Origin of the sequence: Roseinatronobacter sp. NSM (assembly GCF_052379845.1) — a bacterium.
GTDB lineage: Bacteria > Pseudomonadota > Alphaproteobacteria > Rhodobacterales > Rhodobacteraceae > Roseinatronobacter.
In genome coordinates this window covers 88,742-103,112 of record NZ_JBQTCF010000009.1, presented here as the reverse complement: position 1 = coordinate 103,112, position 14,371 = coordinate 88,742, and the positions used below count along the sequence as shown (strand labels likewise).

Sequence of the window (14,371 nt, the reverse complement as noted above, 5' to 3'; positions counted from 1 at the left end):
CTATCGCTCCTTCAGTTTGACACGGGAATTATAAACATTCATCGCCCCTGAAATGGTCAGGCTGATGGCCAGATAGATCAGCATCATCAACAGCATGCCCTCCAACTCTCGTCCGGTCTGGTTGATGGTGATGCCGCCCAAGGTGGACCGCAAATCCATATACCCCACTGCCAGCCCCAAAGAGGTGTTCTTGGTGATGTTCAGGTATTGCGAAATCAGCGGCGGGATGATCACGCGCAGCGCTTGCGGCAAAATCACAAGGCGCATGGTTTTTCCCGGCTGCATTCCCAACGCGAAGGCCGCTTCGGTCTGGCCCTTGGAAATTGCCAGAATGCCCGCGCGCACGTTTTCCGCGACGAAAGCGCCTGTATAGATGCCAAGGCCCAGCCACATCGCAATCAGCGAATTGCGCAAATATGTTCCACCGGCGAAATTGAACCCGCGCAGTTCGGGGTATTCAAGATGCGCGCCAAGTGCCATGAAGATAACAACAACCGGCCCCAGCAGAACAAGAATGCTTTTCCACCATGTTTTCGGACGAATGCCGGTGGCATTTTGCACAGCCGTTGCATGTGCGATCAGCCGTTTGTTGGCATAGACCCCCGCAATCAGCACCACCAGAATCAGCAGCCAGTTCAACGATGGGGCAACGGGGCCAAGCTGCAAATCCCCCAGATCGCGCAGAAACTGGATTGAAGGGATGTAAACGCCGCGATTGGTAATTGCGACAGATTCAGAAAATAGCATGCTGGCGGCGGGGTCATCGCCGCGAAACGCACTTGGTGCGGGCATGGCCTCGGTCATGATGGCGCCGAAAATCAGGATCCACAGCAGCGTGGGGATGTTGCGGAACACTTCAATATAGACGGTCATCAAACGCCCGACGATCCAGTTATTGGACAGCCGCAACACACCCGCAATCACCCCCAGAACCGTTGCAAGGGCGCAGGCCATGACTGCAAGGATGATGGTGTTCAAAAAACCCACCAAAGCCGCGCGTCCATGGGTCATCTGGCTGGAATACTCGATCGGGCGCTGGTTTATGTCATATCCTGCAGGCGCATTCAGAAACGCGAAGCTGAAATCCCGCCCCAACGCGCGCAGGTTATTGACAGTGTTATCAATCAGCCACGCCGCCCCCAGCATCAGCGCGAACAGGAAGAACACCTGAATTGTGATGGAACGGTAGCGCTGGTCATACAACAGCATGCTGAGTCTGAAGGCCCGTTTGGGGGCAGATGTCGCGCTGCGCACATCATCGGAGATGGACATGATATACTCCTGACCTTGGCAGCGACGTATCGCGCGGCCAAAGCATGCTCAGTAAACAATACGGATTGGCGATAAAAAAACGCGCGCCACAGGGGCGCGCGTTTCATATCCTGTTAGCGGAAGGGCGGTGCGTAGAGCAGGCCGCCTTGTGTCCACTGTGCGTTCAGACCACGCGCCAGACCGATGGGCGTCTGCTCGCCGATCGTGGCCGAGAAAATCTCGCCATAGTTGCCAGCCGCCGCAATTGCGCGAACGGCCCATTCGCTGTCCAGACCGAACATCGCGCCCAGATCCCCTTCGGCACCCAACAGACGGTTGATTTCGGGATTGTCCGTGCCAGCCTTCATTTCATCGATATTGGCCGAGGTCACACCCAGTTCTTCGGCTGCGATCAGGGCAAACAATGTCCAGCGGGTGATATCGGCCCACTGGTCATCACCGTGGCGCACTGCTGGCCCAAGCGGTTCTTTGGAAATGACTTCCGGCAAGATGACATGGTCAGCCGGGTTCGCAAACGACGCCCGCGTTGCGGCCAGACCGGACACATCGGTGGTGTAAACGTCACATGCACCCGCAAGGTATTGCTGCTGCGCTTCTGCGTTGGTTTCAATCGGCACCGGTTCATAGGCCATGCCATTGACGCGGAAGTAATCCGCAAGGTTCAACTCGGTCGTGGTGCCGGTTTGGATGCACACAGTCGCACCGTCCAGTTCCAGCGCTGAACTGACACCCAGTTCGCGCGTGACCATGAAGCCCTGACCATCATAGTAGTTGGTCCCGACGAAGGTGAAGTTCAGGTCAACATCGCGCGAGAAGGTCCATGTGGTGTTGCGGGCCAGAATGTCCACTTCGCCAGAGGCCAGCGCCGAAAAACGGGTTTGCCCTGTTGTGGGAACAAAATTCACCGCCATCGGGTCATTCAGGACGGCTGCGGCCACAGCGCGGCAATAGTCCACATCGAAACCTTGCCATACACCATTGCCATCAGGGGCCGAAAACCCTGCAAGCCCGGTGGAAACACCGCAGTTCAACTCCCCGCGGGATTGCACTGTTTCCAGCGTGGATTGCGCATGCGCAAGGCCCGCAATAAGCGACGTCGCGGCAAAAGTGCCGAGGAATACGGATTTCTTCATGTTTACCTCTCTGTTGTCGCCGCCTTGGCGGCGGTCTGTCCCCCGTTTGTCAGGGGGATATTGTGTTCAGCCATGACAGCCTTTCACTGTCGGCAAGTTTGCGCCGATAATCGTAAATCGGTCAAGCCTGTAAATGCGCATATGCCAGCAATTCAGACCAACTGCCTTGAAACAGCGCGCTTTGCAGGCCAATGTGCGGCATCCCATCTTAAAACGCACAGCATTCGATCTTAACGCGGCAGTCCATAATGCGACGACGCGCCAAAGACGTCGGGCACCACGTCACAGCGAGGGGGGGGGAATAAGGCGTGGTAGGCCCGGAGGGACTCGAACCCCCAACCAAAGCGTTATGAGCGCTCTGCTCTAACCAATTGAGCTACAGGCCCGCCTGCGCGTGTTGCTACGCACAATGCGCGCGCTGGTCAAGCACCCTGTTGCACATTGGATCGGTTGCCCTGACGCGCGCAATCGGGTATCGCGCGCAGCATATGTCTTGCTGCGAAGGGCTGCGATCATGTCAGAAGGAAAGAACGGGCTAAGCTATGCCCAGGCGGGTGTCGATATTGACGCAGGCAATGCATTGGTCGAGGCCATCAAGCCCGCGGCAAAAGCCACGGCGCGCGCGGGCGTCATGTCCGGCCTTGGGGGGTTTGGCGCGTTGTTTGACCTGAAAGCTGCGGGGTATCAGGACCCTGTGCTGGTGGCCGCCACGGACGGGGTGGGAACCAAGCTGCGCATCGCCATTGACACCGGCCATCTGGACACGATCGGGATTGATCTGGTCGCCATGTGTGTCAACGATCTGGTGTGTCAGGGCGCGGAACCGCTGTTCTTTCTGGATTATTTCGCCACCGGCAAGCTGGATGTCGCAGATGCCACGCGAATCATTACCGGCATTGCGACAGGCTGCCAGGCGTCGGGCTGCGCGCTGATTGGTGGGGAAACCGCAGAAATGCCCGGCATGTATGATGCCAAGGATTTCGATCTGGCCGGTTTTGCCGTGGGGGCCATGGAACGCGGGGCGGACTTGCCCGCAGGGGTGGGCGCGGGCGATGTGCTGCTGGGGCTTGCCTCGGATGGCGTGCATTCCAATGGCTACAGCCTGGTGCGCAAAGTGGTGGACCACGCTGGCCTGAACTGGGACAGCGCCGCCCCCTTCGGGACTGGCACCATGGGCGCGGAACTGCTGGCGCCCACGCGGCTGTATGTCAAACCCGCATTGGCAGCGATCCGGGCGGGCGGGGTGCATGCGCTGGCCCATATCACGGGTGGCGGCCTGACCGAAAACCTGCCGCGCGTCCTGCCCGAAGGATTGGGCGCAGATATTGATCTGGGCACATGGACCCTGCCCCCGGTTTTCGGCTGGCTGGCACAGGCAGGCGGGCTGGAACAGGCCGAGATGCTGAAAACCTTCAATGCGGGTATCGGCATGGTGCTGGTGGTCGCGGCCGAGCGTGCTGATGCGCTGTCAGAATTGCTGACGCAATCGGGCGAAACCGTATCGCGTATCGGACATGTCACCGAAGAGGACGCAATCCGCTATAGCGGACACCTTGTATGAGTTTGCGCGTTGCGATCCTGATTTCGGGGTCCGGGTCCAATATGGTGGCGCTTGCGCACTCCATGCAAGGCGACCATCCCGCGCGCCCCTGTCTGGTTTTGTCCAATGATCCTGCGGCCACGGGCCTGACCAAGGCGCAGGACATGGGAATTCCAACAGCCGCCATGGACCACCGCCCCTTCGGCCGTGACCGCGCCGCATTCGAAGACGCGCTGCTGCGCCCGCTGCTGGACGCACAGCCCGATATTGTCGCCTTGGCTGGGTTCATGCGCGTGCTGACCCCTGAATTCGTGGCGCGGTTCGAAGGGCGGATGCTGAATATCCACCCGTCGCTGTTGCCCAAATACAAAGGGTTGAACACCCATGCGCGCGCCATTGCCGCAGGCGACACCGAAGCGGGATGCACGGTGCATGAAGTGACCGCCGCACTGGATGACGGGCCGATTCTGGGTCAGGCGCGTGTCCCGGTGCTGCCGGGTGACACGCCCGAAACATTGGCCGCACGCGTCCTGCCCATGGAACACCGCCTGTATCCTGCGGTTTTGCGCCGCGTCGCCATGGGCGAGCGTGGCATGCTTAGCCTGCGCTAAACAGCGCGCGGAAGGCCCTGACCTCGCTCTCCAGTCGCGACAGGGCGACGCGTTCAAACCCAAGGTCCAGTTGCAGACGCAGCAATTCAGACTGGTTATTGTTCAATTCGGCACGCAGACCCGCATTGTCACCCGCCGCCAATTCCGCAACAATCACATGATTTCTGTCGCGCAAGCTGCTCATTTCATTCAGAACATTCTGCACCCGCGCGCGTTGGGCATGCTCCCTCAGGCCAAGCGCATGGCCTTGGTCAAACCCTGCCGCCAAGGCTGTGGGGCACAGGTTGCGGTTGATGCGCCCGCCCTGCCCCTGTGCCAGTCCCGACAAGGGCGTGCAGAACCGCTGCAAGCCCTGGTCATAGCCGCGCTGCCATTCGCTGCGCTGCGGGGACACGTCCACTTTTGCGCATTGGCGCACATGCCGGTCAAATTGCGCGTCGGCGCGTTCGCCCGCCACCCCGTCGCGCAGCCCGATGGCGGCCCAGTCGCCCTGTAAGCATTCCTCCCGGCTGATCGACGCACAGGATGCCAGCGCCGAAAATGCCAGAAGCGCCAGCACCGCCCCCTTCATGTCACTATGGCCGGTTGCGCCAGACTGGCGGCATACAGCCCCACAGCGGCCGCATTGGACACATTCAATGACCCGAAATCCGCCGCCGCCGGAATACGCGCGATGTAATCACAGGTTTCGCGCGTTTTGTCGCGCAGCCCCGGCCCTTCGGCCCCCAGAACCAGCCCCACCGGCCCGGGCGGCACCGCTGCCAGTGTTTGCCCAAGCGTCAATGGCCCGTCGCCATCCAGACCAATGAGGATATAGCCCATGTCCTTCAGGCTTTCCATTTCCTCGGCCAGATTGCGCACCCGTAAATAGGGCTGGCGTTCCAGCGCGCCGCTGGCGGTTTTGGCCAATGCGCCGGTTTCGGGGGCGGCATGGCGCTGGGTGGCAATCACCGCACGCGCGCCGAACACTTCGGCAGACCGCAAAATCGCACCCACATTATGCGGGTCGCTGACGCGGTCCAGAATCACCACCAGACCGGCCCCGTCCACAGGCGCGCAGCGCTGCGCACTCGTTCCCCAGTCCAATGGCCGAACCTCCAGTGCGGCACCCTGATGAACAGAGTCTGCGCTGATCGGGGCGGCAAATTTGCGGGCATCCGACATCTCAGGCGTCAGCCCGCTGGCGGCAATCGCATCTTCCAGTTTCTGGGCGGCGTTCAATGTCACGACAAGGCGCAGTTTTTCGCGCATCGGGTTCATCAGTGCATCGCGCACAGCATGCAGGCCAAACAACCAAAGCGTTTCTGCCCGCGCCGCGCGCCGCGCCTTCTCCTTGTCGATAACCCAATCGGGTTTCTTCATGCCTTGCCCCCAGTTTGGTCGCATATCACAGGTGAATCATTCCTGACCATGCGCAGCCGCGCGCGCGGGATCAACCCCCCAAAGCATGGACACAAATAAACTGCGCAATCTTGCAGTTTCGACCCTTGACGCTGCTTCGGCCCTTCGGTATCGAAGCGCCACATTAGGGCGACGAGCTGCAAGGTGCGGCAGCGGACTGTAACTCCGCCGGGGAGACCCACGCCTGGTTCGATTCCAGGGTCGCCCACCACCTTCAAAACCAATGACTTAAATGGTTTCGGGGTGGTGGAGCTTTCGCGCCGGGTGGCGGGATTGCAAACAAATATCCAACACGCATTTCACGCAGGCGCCTGTGGCATGGTCGGTCGCGGGGATCAACGCGAAGCCACAACCTGACCTGCGCGGCGCATCAACGCAGTGGTGGTGCCCGGCGGGGCTTCCTTTTTTGTGTTCGACATGCCAACACATTCCTATGTCAACAGAAAGGCCCGTCCCATGTCATCAGCCCAAATTCCTGTCACCCGCATGCGTCGCCTGCGCCGCACCCGTGCTTTGCGTGAAATGGTGCAGGAACATGGCCTGACCACCAAGGACCTGATCTGGCCTGCGTTTATCCGCGATGGCACTGCAATGGACGAGCCGATCGCCTCTTTGCCCGGTGTCAGCCGCATGTCGCTTGACCGGCTTTTGCCCGCCGCAGAAAAGGCGCAGGCGCTTGGGATTCCAGCGATTTGCCTGTTTCCCTATACCGACCCATCCTTGCGCACGGAAACCTGCGAGGAAGCGTGGAACCCCGAAAACCTGACCAATCGTGCGATCCGCATGCTCAAGGCGGAATTTCCCGATTTGATGGTCATGACCGATATCGCGCTGGACCCGTATAATGCGAACGGGCATGACGGGCTGGTGGTGAATGGCGAAATCCTGAATGATGAAACTGTCGCGGCGCTGGTCAAGATGGGGCTGGCCCAGGCAGAAGCGGGCGCAGATATCCTCGGGCCGTCAGACATGATGGACGGGCGCATCGGGGCACTGCGCACGGCATTGGAGGCACAGGGCCACAAGCATGTGGCCATCCTGTCCTATGCGGCAAAATTCGCCAGTGCATTTTACGGGCCGTTCCGCGATGCAGTGGGCGCGTCGGGGCGGCTGGTCGGGGACAAGGCCACCTATCAGATCAACCCTGCCAACCGCGAAGAGGCCCTGCGCTGCGTTGCGCGCGATCTGGATGAAGGCGCAGATATGGTGATGGTCAAGCCCGGCATGCCCTATCTGGATATTTGCCGCGCGGTCAAGGACCAGTTCGGCCAGCCGACTTTCGCCTATCAGGTCTCGGGTGAATACGCCATGTTGATGGCGGCGGCGCAGAATGGCTGGCTGGACGGGGATAAAGCGATGTTCGAAAGCCTGATGGCATTCAAGCGCGCGGGCTGTGACGGGGTGCTGACCTATTTTGCGCCGCGCCTGGCGCAACTGTTGGCGCAATAACCCACCCGTCAGATGACCGGCACCGGCAAGACTGCGCGCAACACTATGACACCGCCTTCAAACAGATGACAAGCGCGCGCATTCCCCGTATCATAAGCGCGATAAATACGCATGGGCCAACCATGTAGTCAGAGGCAGCCCGAATACGGGCCAGAACAGAGGGTAAACACAACCATGATGCAGCTATCGCGCCGAAACCTGATGCTTGGCACTGGCGCAACCGCCTTGCTTGCGGCCTGCGGCAACCCGATCGGGGGACAAGGGGCCGACATACTGGATGCGCGCGTTGACACGGCACGCGACTTCTTGCGCAACACCTACCCGTCCCTGAACGAATTGTTCCAGAATGCACGCGGTATTTTGTATATTCCTGTCATCACCGAAGCGGGCCTGTTCGTGGGCGGGTCCTATGGGCGCGGGGCCTTGCGGATTGATGACATCACCGTGGATTATTATTCCGCCACGCGCGCCAGCGTCGGGTTTCAGCTGGGCGCGCAGCAATATGCACATGCGCTGTTTTTCATGACCGAACAGGCCCTGCAGGATTTTCGCATGTCCGAAGGATGGGCCGCAAGCGCCGATCTGCGCTATGCCACGCCGTCACAAGGGGGGTCAATGGGGGCGGAAACCACAACGCAATTTGCCCCCGTCATCGCAGTGGTGTTTGGCCAATCGGGCATGCTGGCGGGCGCATCCCTTGCCGGTGTGCGCTATGCGCGCATCATTCCCTGACACCGGCCATCGGGGGCACTACAGCATGGTGCGCAAACCTACGCGCCGGTTTTGCGCGTGCTCAACAGACGACTGCGCCGGGTTCAGAATGGGGTGTGGGCGCATGCCATTGAACGCCCCCGCCCCGTGAAAGCAGCGCAAAAGCATGGCACAGGTCGCGTTGAAGTGCACCGACGCGACCTGCGCCAATCCCTCAGCGAGGCTCCGCAAGTGCGCGCACATCCTCAGCCGTGCCAAAATTGCGCGTCTGCGCGCCTTTCGCAATACGCTTGATCATCCCCGAAAGCGCCTTGCCGGCCCCGATTTCCCAAAACTCCGTCACGCCCTGTGCGGCCATCCACGCCACCGATTCACGCCAGCGCACGGACCCCGTAACCTGTTCAATCAACAGCGCGCGAATCTCCTCAGGGTCGCTGACCGCTTCTGCACGGATATTGGCGACCAGCGGCACGGCAGGAGCCTTGAACCTCACGTCAGCCAGCGCCTGCGCCATGCGTTCAGCAGCGGGCTGCATCAAGGCGCAATGAAACGGCGCGGAAACCGGCAACAACATCGCGCGCCGTGCGCCGCGCTCCTTGGCAATTTCAACAGCACGTTCCACAGCCGCCCTATGCCCCGACACAACCACCTGTGCAGGGTCATTGTCATTGGCGGCCTGACAAACCTGCCCCTGCGCAGCTTGCGCGGCCACATCTGCAACAGCGGCAAAATCCAGCCCCAGAAGGGCCGCCATCGCCCCTTCGCCCACCGGAACCGCCGCCTGCATGGCTTGCCCGCGAATGCGCAACAAACGGGCCGCATCAGCAATGGTCAACGCCCCGCTGGCAGCAAGTGCGGAATATTCCCCCAGCGAATGCCCCGCCACAAAGGCCGCATCGGTCATGGCAACCCCTTCCGCCTCCATCGCGCGCAATGCTGCAAGCGATGTGGCCATCAGCGCAGGTTGGGCGTTCGCAGTCAGGGTCAGCTCGGCACTATCCCCCTCCCAGATCAGGCTGGACAGCTTTTCGCCCAGCGCCTCATCCACTTCCTCAAACACGGCCATCGCGGCCGGATAGGCAGCCGCCAGCGACTGGCCCATGCCAATGGTCTGGGCACCCTGCCCCGGAAAAACGAATGCGCGGCTCATCAAACTCTCCTTGGTCACTTATGTGCCAGACATGCCGCAATCACGCCTGTTGCGCAAGCGGGGGCATATTCATCTTGCCGGAAATACTCTCGGGGGGCGCGGCCCGCACAGGGCCGCGATGGGGGGCAGACAGCCCCCCGCGCTTGCGTTTCTTACCAGCCCAACGCCTTGCGCAGCATGTTCAGCGCCATCAGGATGATAAATACCGCAAAAACCCGTTTCAACGGTTTGGGGTCCATCGCATGGGCAAGCCGCGCGCCCAGGGGGGCGGTCATTGTCGTCATGATCACGACAATGGTGAAGGCCGGCAAGTTGACCGCGCCAATGGTCAGGGGCGGTGCATCCGCGATTGGCACAAACAGAAATGACAGCACTGACGGCACGGCAATCAGCATGCCAAACCCCGCAGCCGTGGCCACAGCGCGGTGAATGGGCACCCCGTAGAGTGTCATCAACGGCACCCCGAATGAACCGCCGCCAATGCCCATCAGCACTGACAAAAACCCGATGGCGCTGGACAGCACCGCTTTCAACGGCCCCTGTGGCAATGTGTCCGCCAGTTTGAAATCCGCCCGCCCGAAGGCCAGCCACAACCCGATCAGCACCCCAAGAATACCGAAAATGCCCTGCAACACCACCGACCGCAGCATCGCGGCCGTCAAAACGCCGATAACCGCACCAATACCAATGCCCAGCGCCCAGCCGCGCAAAATGGGCCATTCCACAGCGCCACGTTTGTTATGGCTTTGCACCGACCGCGCCGAGGTCACAATGATCGTTGCAAGTGATGTCGCCAGACACACTTGCATCACCTGTGCGCCCCCATAGCCCAGCGCGGTGAACAAGTAGAAAAACGCAGGCACCAGAACGATACCGCCCCCCACGCCCAGCAAGCCCGCAACCACACCGGCAAAGGCGCCAATCACAACCAGCAGCGCAGTCAGCTGCGCCAGCAAAACAGGATCGGCCATCATCCGCCCGCCACTTCCGTGGCGACCGCGCGAATGCGCCCGACCATCGCGCGCACCCCGTTGGAGCGTTGCGATGACAAGTGTTCATCCAGCCCCAACCGGGCAAGTTCGGCCTGCGCATCGATTTTCAGCACATCCCCCACCGTCTGGCCTGCATAGAGCGCGTGCAACACCGCAATCAGGCCGCGCACGATCATGGCGTCACTGTCGCCCATGAAATCGAACCGCGCATCCGGCCCGTCGCCGTCCACCACCGGCTGAATCCAGACCTGGCTTGCGCATCCTTCCACACGGGTTGCAGGGGTTTTCAGCGCATCGTCAAGGGGCGGCATCGCACGGCCAAGCTCGATCACATGGCGATAGCGGTCTTCCCACTCGTCCAGAAAATCGAATGTTTCCGCAATATCTTCGAAAGCCGGGTTCGCCATGCATGGCCTCTTGTCTGGGACTGCCCCAGACCTAAGGCGCAAGCGTGCCAAGGTCCAGCCCGATACGCCAGATATTTGGCCCGCCCCCCTGCCCTGCGCGCCGCATCGCATCACGGGCACTTTTCAACGCGCAGGAATTAGGCTAACCCGTAAACAAGCCCTGCGCAGCACAGTTATGTGAAAAGGACAGTCATGAAAAAGCCTCTTATCGCGTCGCTTGTTTTGGTACTGGCCCTGTCAGCATGCGGAACTATGCGCGAATCGCGGCTGAACCCGCGCAACTGGTTCGGTGGTCAATCCACAGAAACCCTTGTTCCCGCGACCGGATGGGGCGGAACGGTGGACCGGCGCGCACTTGTGCCTGCAGTCACCGAACTGGAAGTTCTGCGCACGCCGGAAGGGGCAGTGGTGCATGCCACGGGGATGACTGCAACCCAAGGGTGGTGGGACGCCGAATTGCGCGCCATCAATGACGAACGCCCTGTCAACGGTGCCTTGATCTATGAATTCGTTCTGGCAAGCCCCATGTCCGCCACCCGCGTGGCAGGCACAGATGCATCACGCACCGTCACCGCAGGCGTGAAGATTTCCAACCGCCGTCTGGAAGGTGTGCAGCGCATCGTTGTGCGCGGCGCCCAGAACCAGCGCGAGATCAGGCGCTAAACCATGTTGCTCAAAACCGGGAACTGATTTTGAGCAACATGCACTAAAGGTCGAATACCTCGACCTTGTCGCCTTTGACAACCAGCCCGACATCCCCATTGCACAAGCGCAGCGCCGCTGTGCCAAACACTTCCGCGCGCCACCCTGCCAGCGCCGGGATATCCCGAAACCCTGCAGCCAGCGCATCCAGATCAGAGGCCGAGGCAATAAGTTTTGCCGCCACATCCGTGCTGTCGGCCTTGGCCTTCAGCAAGACGCGCAGCAAATCAGCCAGCGCGGGGTTCACTTGCATATTCTCGCGCATGGCGGGGGCCTTGGGCATATCTTCGGGCGCACAGGCCATGCCCCGTGCGACGGCCTCCAGAATGCCCTTGGCAATATCACCCTTGCGCGCCTCGCGCAGCAACAGCCGCGTGCGCCCAAGGTCATCAGGCCCCGCAGGCTTGACAGAGGCCAGTTCCAAAAGCGCATCATCCTTGAACACACGCGACCGCGGAACATTGCGCCCCTGCGCATAGGATTCGCGGAAACTGGCCAATTCGCGCACAATTGCCAGAAACCGACCGGAATCGTTGCGGGTGCGCACACGCATCCATGCCTCTTGCGGGCGCTGGATATAGGTTTCAGGGTCTGACAGGGTTTGTAATTCTTCTGCCACCCATGGGGCGCGGCCAGTCGCCTGCAATTTGGCCGCCAGCTTCTCATAGACCACGCGCAGATGGGTGACATCGGCAAGCGCGTATTTCAATTGCGCATCCGAAAGCGGGCGGCGCGACCAGTCGGTGAAGCGCGAGGTCTTGTCGACCTGCGCTTTTGCCAGCTTGCGCACCAGCGTTTCATACCCTGCCTGATCCCCGAACCCACACACCATTGCCGCCACCTGCGTGTCAAACAACGGTTTGGGCAGCACGCCCCCGTCCACATAGAATATCTCAAGGTCCTGCCGCGCCGCATGCAACACCTTGATGGTGCTTTCATCGCGCAGCAACTCGTAAAACGGTTCCAGCGACAGGCCCTGCGCCAAAGGGTCCACCAAAACGGCGGGGCCGGATGTCGGACCATCGGCCCCCGGCAGCGCCATTTGCAACAGACACAGCTGTGCATAATAGGTGCGCTCTCGCAGAAACTCGGTATCGACCGTTACATAGGGGGCCAAACGCGCGGCTGCGCAGAATTCGGCAAGCGCCGTCGTCGTTGTGATAAGCTGCATATGCCTGTCGCATCTAATGTTTTCAAACCCTTTCATAGGCAAAAACCTGTGCCTTGGAAAGCCCTTGGGCACGCCCGCAAATGCAGCCACTTTCCCGCGCGCCCCCCTCTTGCCAAAAGCGCTGACCAGTCGTATATGCCGCCCTATCGGTTCGGAGTGTAGCTCAGCTTGGTAGAGCACTGTCTTCGGGAGGCAGGGGCCGGAGGTTCGAATCCTCTCACTCCGACCAATAGCCCGGCACAACAGGGCAAGAATGACTGCATGCGTGATTGTCGCATCACAAGCTGCCTAAAGGTCCAGCACAACCCCGCGCCGCTGCGTTGACGCGGCCTGCAAAGCATGGTTTATCCAGTAGCGTTCTAAACCCACACGGGCCACGCCCGCACACAGGACCGCATGCGCCGGGTCTCATGCCCCAACTTGGCGGACATTCCCCCCATGACCCCCAAAGGCCCCCCACAAGGCACCCCCAAAGAGGTTTTTGCCGCCTTCTTCAAACTGGGTCTGACCAGTTTTGGCGGCCCCATCGCGCATCTGGGCTATTTCCGCGACGAACTGGTCACACGGCGGCGCTGGCTGGATGACCGCGCCTATGCCGATCTGGTCGCGCTGTGCCAGTTCTTGCCCGGCCCGGCATCATCACAGGTGGGCTTCGCCCTTGGTATGATGCGCGCAGGCTGGCTGGGGGCGCTGGCGGCGTTTGTGGCCTTCACGCTGCCCTCGGCATTGGTGCTGCTGGTCTTTGCAACAAGTGCGGCCAGCATTGCGGGGCCAGTGGGAACGGGTGCGTTGCATGGGTTGAAAATTGTCGCAGTCGCCATCATTGCGCAAGCGGTCTGGGGCATGGCAAAGGCCCTGTGCCCGGACCGCGAACGCGCGGCCATTGCCGTGGGGGCTGTGGGCGTGCTGGCCTTCGTGCCGGGGGCCGTTGGTATGGTCGGGGCGATTGTTCTGGGCGGGGTTTGCGGGCTGGCACTTGGGCGGGGAACGGGCACCCCTGTTGGCGGCCATGTCATGATGCCCGTGTCGCGCGGCGCGGCAATGGCCGCGCTGGCCACGTTCCTTGCCGGGCTTGTGCTGTTGCCGCTGCTTGCCAGCCAAAGCCACGCGTTGGCGGTGATCGACGCCTTCTACCGCGCGGGCGCGCTGGTATTTGGCGGCGGGCATGTGGTGTTGCCTCTGTTGCAGGCTGAAATTGTGCAACCCGGCTGGGTCACGCCCGATGCGTTCCTTGCCGGATATGGTGCGGCGCAGGCGGTGCCGGGGCCGCTGTTTACCTTCGCGGCCTATCTGGGGGCCGTTCTGGGGCCAGCGCCAAACGGTGTGACAGGTGCGGCGCTCGCGCTTGGGGCGATCTTCTTGCCAGGTTTTTTGCTGTTGATCGGCGTCATGCCGTTTTGGGACAGGTTCCGCGCCATGGCGCGCGCGCAATCGCTGATGCAAGGCGCGAATGCCGCTGTCGTGGGCATATTGGGCGCGGCCTTATATACGCCGGTTTTCACCAATGCCATTGGGGACATGCGCGATTTCACACTGGCACTTGTCTGTTTCATCGCGCTGATGGTGTGGAAAGCGCCGCCTTGGGCCGTGGTGGTCATGGCTGCATTTGGCGGGGTCGGACTGGCGCTGGTGCAATAGTCGACCGCCCCCGCCCGAAGCGATTGCAGAATTTCGCTTTCTTGATTGATACCTTCAAGCTTGGGACTTATGCTTTTCGCCATCCGTAGCGCCCCTGCAAACTATTGGCGAGGGCGGCGGGGCAGAGCTGCGGAACTTGCATATGTATCTGTCATGTTCACATTTATCTGACAAGGAAACACCCATGGCGGGAC

General features: G+C 61.0%; 14 protein-coding genes and 3 tRNA genes. 8 read left to right on the top strand and 9 right to left on the bottom strand.

Annotation, left to right across the window (positions count from 1 at the left end; translation table 11 throughout):
- The 3 genes from ACTZWY_RS07015 to ACTZWY_RS07005 all read right to left on the bottom strand — a co-directional run bounded on the left by ACTZWY_RS07015 (position 1) and on the right by ACTZWY_RS07005 (position 2,791).
- The gene (locus tag ACTZWY_RS07015) at positions 1 to 1,254 is read right to left on the bottom strand and encodes an amino acid ABC transporter permease (RefSeq protein WP_444790002.1); all 1,254 of its coding nucleotides are present in this window, start codon (positions 1,252 to 1,254) and stop codon (positions 1 to 3) included.
- A gap of 131 nt (positions 1,255 to 1,385) precedes the next feature.
- Positions 1,386 to 2,405 carry an amino acid ABC transporter substrate-binding protein gene (locus ACTZWY_RS07010; RefSeq protein ID WP_444789980.1) on the bottom strand — a complete coding sequence of 340 codons (1,020 nt, stop codon included), beginning with the start codon at positions 2,403 to 2,405 and terminating at the stop codon, positions 1,386 to 1,388.
- Between the two features lie 309 nt (positions 2,406 to 2,714).
- Positions 2,715 to 2,791 (bottom strand) — tRNA-Ile (locus ACTZWY_RS07005).
- 128 nt (positions 2,792 to 2,919) lie between these two features.
- On the opposite strand from ACTZWY_RS07005, the gene purM reads away from it, so the two are divergent.
- Complete coding sequence (gene purM / locus ACTZWY_RS07000; RefSeq protein ID WP_444789979.1) at positions 2,920 to 3,966, top strand: phosphoribosylformylglycinamidine cyclo-ligase; 1,047 nt, start codon at positions 2,920 to 2,922, stop codon at positions 3,964 to 3,966.
- Positions 3,963 to 4,556 (top strand): phosphoribosylglycinamide formyltransferase, encoded by a 594-nt coding sequence (purN, locus tag ACTZWY_RS06995; RefSeq protein ID WP_444789978.1) that lies wholly within the window; start codon positions 3,963 to 3,965, stop codon positions 4,554 to 4,556. The genes purM and purN overlap by 4 nt, the downstream gene beginning before the upstream one ends.
- Here the strand turns inward: purN and ACTZWY_RS06990 are convergent.
- The gene (locus tag ACTZWY_RS06990) at positions 4,543 to 5,127 is read right to left on the bottom strand and encodes a DUF2799 domain-containing protein (protein WP_444789977.1); all 585 of its coding nucleotides are present in this window, start codon (positions 5,125 to 5,127) and stop codon (positions 4,543 to 4,545) included. The two genes, purN and ACTZWY_RS06990, sit on opposite strands and share 14 nt — an antisense overlap.
- The gene (rlmB, locus tag ACTZWY_RS06985) at positions 5,124 to 5,918 is read right to left on the bottom strand and encodes a 23S rRNA (guanosine(2251)-2'-O)-methyltransferase RlmB (RefSeq protein WP_444789976.1); all 795 of its coding nucleotides are present in this window, start codon (positions 5,916 to 5,918) and stop codon (positions 5,124 to 5,126) included. The genes ACTZWY_RS06990 and rlmB overlap by 4 nt, the downstream gene beginning before the upstream one ends.
- Positions 5,919 to 6,084: 166 nt before the next feature.
- On the opposite strand from rlmB, the gene ACTZWY_RS06980 reads away from it, so the two are divergent.
- The 3 genes from ACTZWY_RS06980 to ACTZWY_RS06970 all read left to right on the top strand — a co-directional run bounded on the left by ACTZWY_RS06980 (position 6,085) and on the right by ACTZWY_RS06970 (position 8,138).
- A tRNA-Tyr gene (locus tag ACTZWY_RS06980) sits at positions 6,085 to 6,168 on the top strand.
- 245 nt (positions 6,169 to 6,413) lie between these two features.
- Complete coding sequence (gene hemB / locus ACTZWY_RS06975) at positions 6,414 to 7,406, top strand: porphobilinogen synthase (protein WP_444789975.1); 993 nt, start codon at positions 6,414 to 6,416, stop codon at positions 7,404 to 7,406.
- Positions 7,407 to 7,580: 174 nt separating this feature from the next.
- The gene (locus tag ACTZWY_RS06970) at positions 7,581 to 8,138 is read left to right on the top strand and encodes a YSC84-related protein (protein ID WP_444789974.1); all 558 of its coding nucleotides are present in this window, start codon (positions 7,581 to 7,583) and stop codon (positions 8,136 to 8,138) included.
- Positions 8,139 to 8,331: 193 nt separating this feature from the next.
- Here the strand turns inward: ACTZWY_RS06970 and fabD are convergent, their stop codons facing one another.
- The 3 genes from fabD to ACTZWY_RS06955 form a co-directional block, all read right to left on the bottom strand.
- Positions 8,332 to 9,267, bottom strand: a complete 936-nt coding sequence (gene fabD, locus ACTZWY_RS06965; protein ID WP_444789973.1) for an ACP S-malonyltransferase — start codon at positions 9,265 to 9,267, stop codon at positions 8,332 to 8,334.
- 152 nt (positions 9,268 to 9,419) lie between these two features.
- Positions 9,420 to 10,238 (bottom strand): sulfite exporter TauE/SafE family protein, encoded by an 819-nt coding sequence (locus ACTZWY_RS06960; RefSeq protein WP_444789972.1) that lies wholly within the window; start codon positions 10,236 to 10,238, stop codon positions 9,420 to 9,422.
- Complete coding sequence (locus ACTZWY_RS06955) at positions 10,238 to 10,666, bottom strand: SufE family protein (RefSeq protein ID WP_444789971.1); 429 nt, start codon at positions 10,664 to 10,666, stop codon at positions 10,238 to 10,240. The genes ACTZWY_RS06960 and ACTZWY_RS06955 overlap by 1 nt, the downstream gene beginning before the upstream one ends.
- A gap of 192 nt (positions 10,667 to 10,858) precedes the next feature.
- Here ACTZWY_RS06955 and ACTZWY_RS06950 point away from each other — a divergent pair, with 192 nt between their 5' ends.
- Positions 10,859 to 11,329: a hypothetical protein gene (locus ACTZWY_RS06950; RefSeq protein WP_444789970.1), complete on the top strand. Its 471-nt coding sequence runs from the start codon at positions 10,859 to 10,861 to the stop codon at positions 11,327 to 11,329.
- A 43-nt stretch (positions 11,330 to 11,372) separates the two neighbouring features.
- On the opposite strand, the gene rnd is transcribed toward ACTZWY_RS06950, so the two are convergent.
- Positions 11,373 to 12,539 (bottom strand): ribonuclease D, encoded by a 1,167-nt coding sequence (gene rnd, locus ACTZWY_RS06945; RefSeq protein ID WP_444789969.1) that lies wholly within the window; start codon positions 12,537 to 12,539, stop codon positions 11,373 to 11,375.
- Between the two features lie 152 nt (positions 12,540 to 12,691).
- Between rnd and ACTZWY_RS06940 the strand changes: the two genes are divergently transcribed.
- Positions 12,692 to 12,768 (top strand) — tRNA-Pro (locus ACTZWY_RS06940).
- Positions 12,769 to 12,977: 209 nt separating this feature from the next.
- Positions 12,978 to 14,177, top strand: coding sequence for a chromate efflux transporter (chrA, locus tag ACTZWY_RS06935; RefSeq protein ID WP_444789968.1), 1,200 nt, complete (start codon positions 12,978 to 12,980; stop codon positions 14,175 to 14,177).
- Positions 14,178 to 14,371 lie beyond the last annotated feature (194 nt).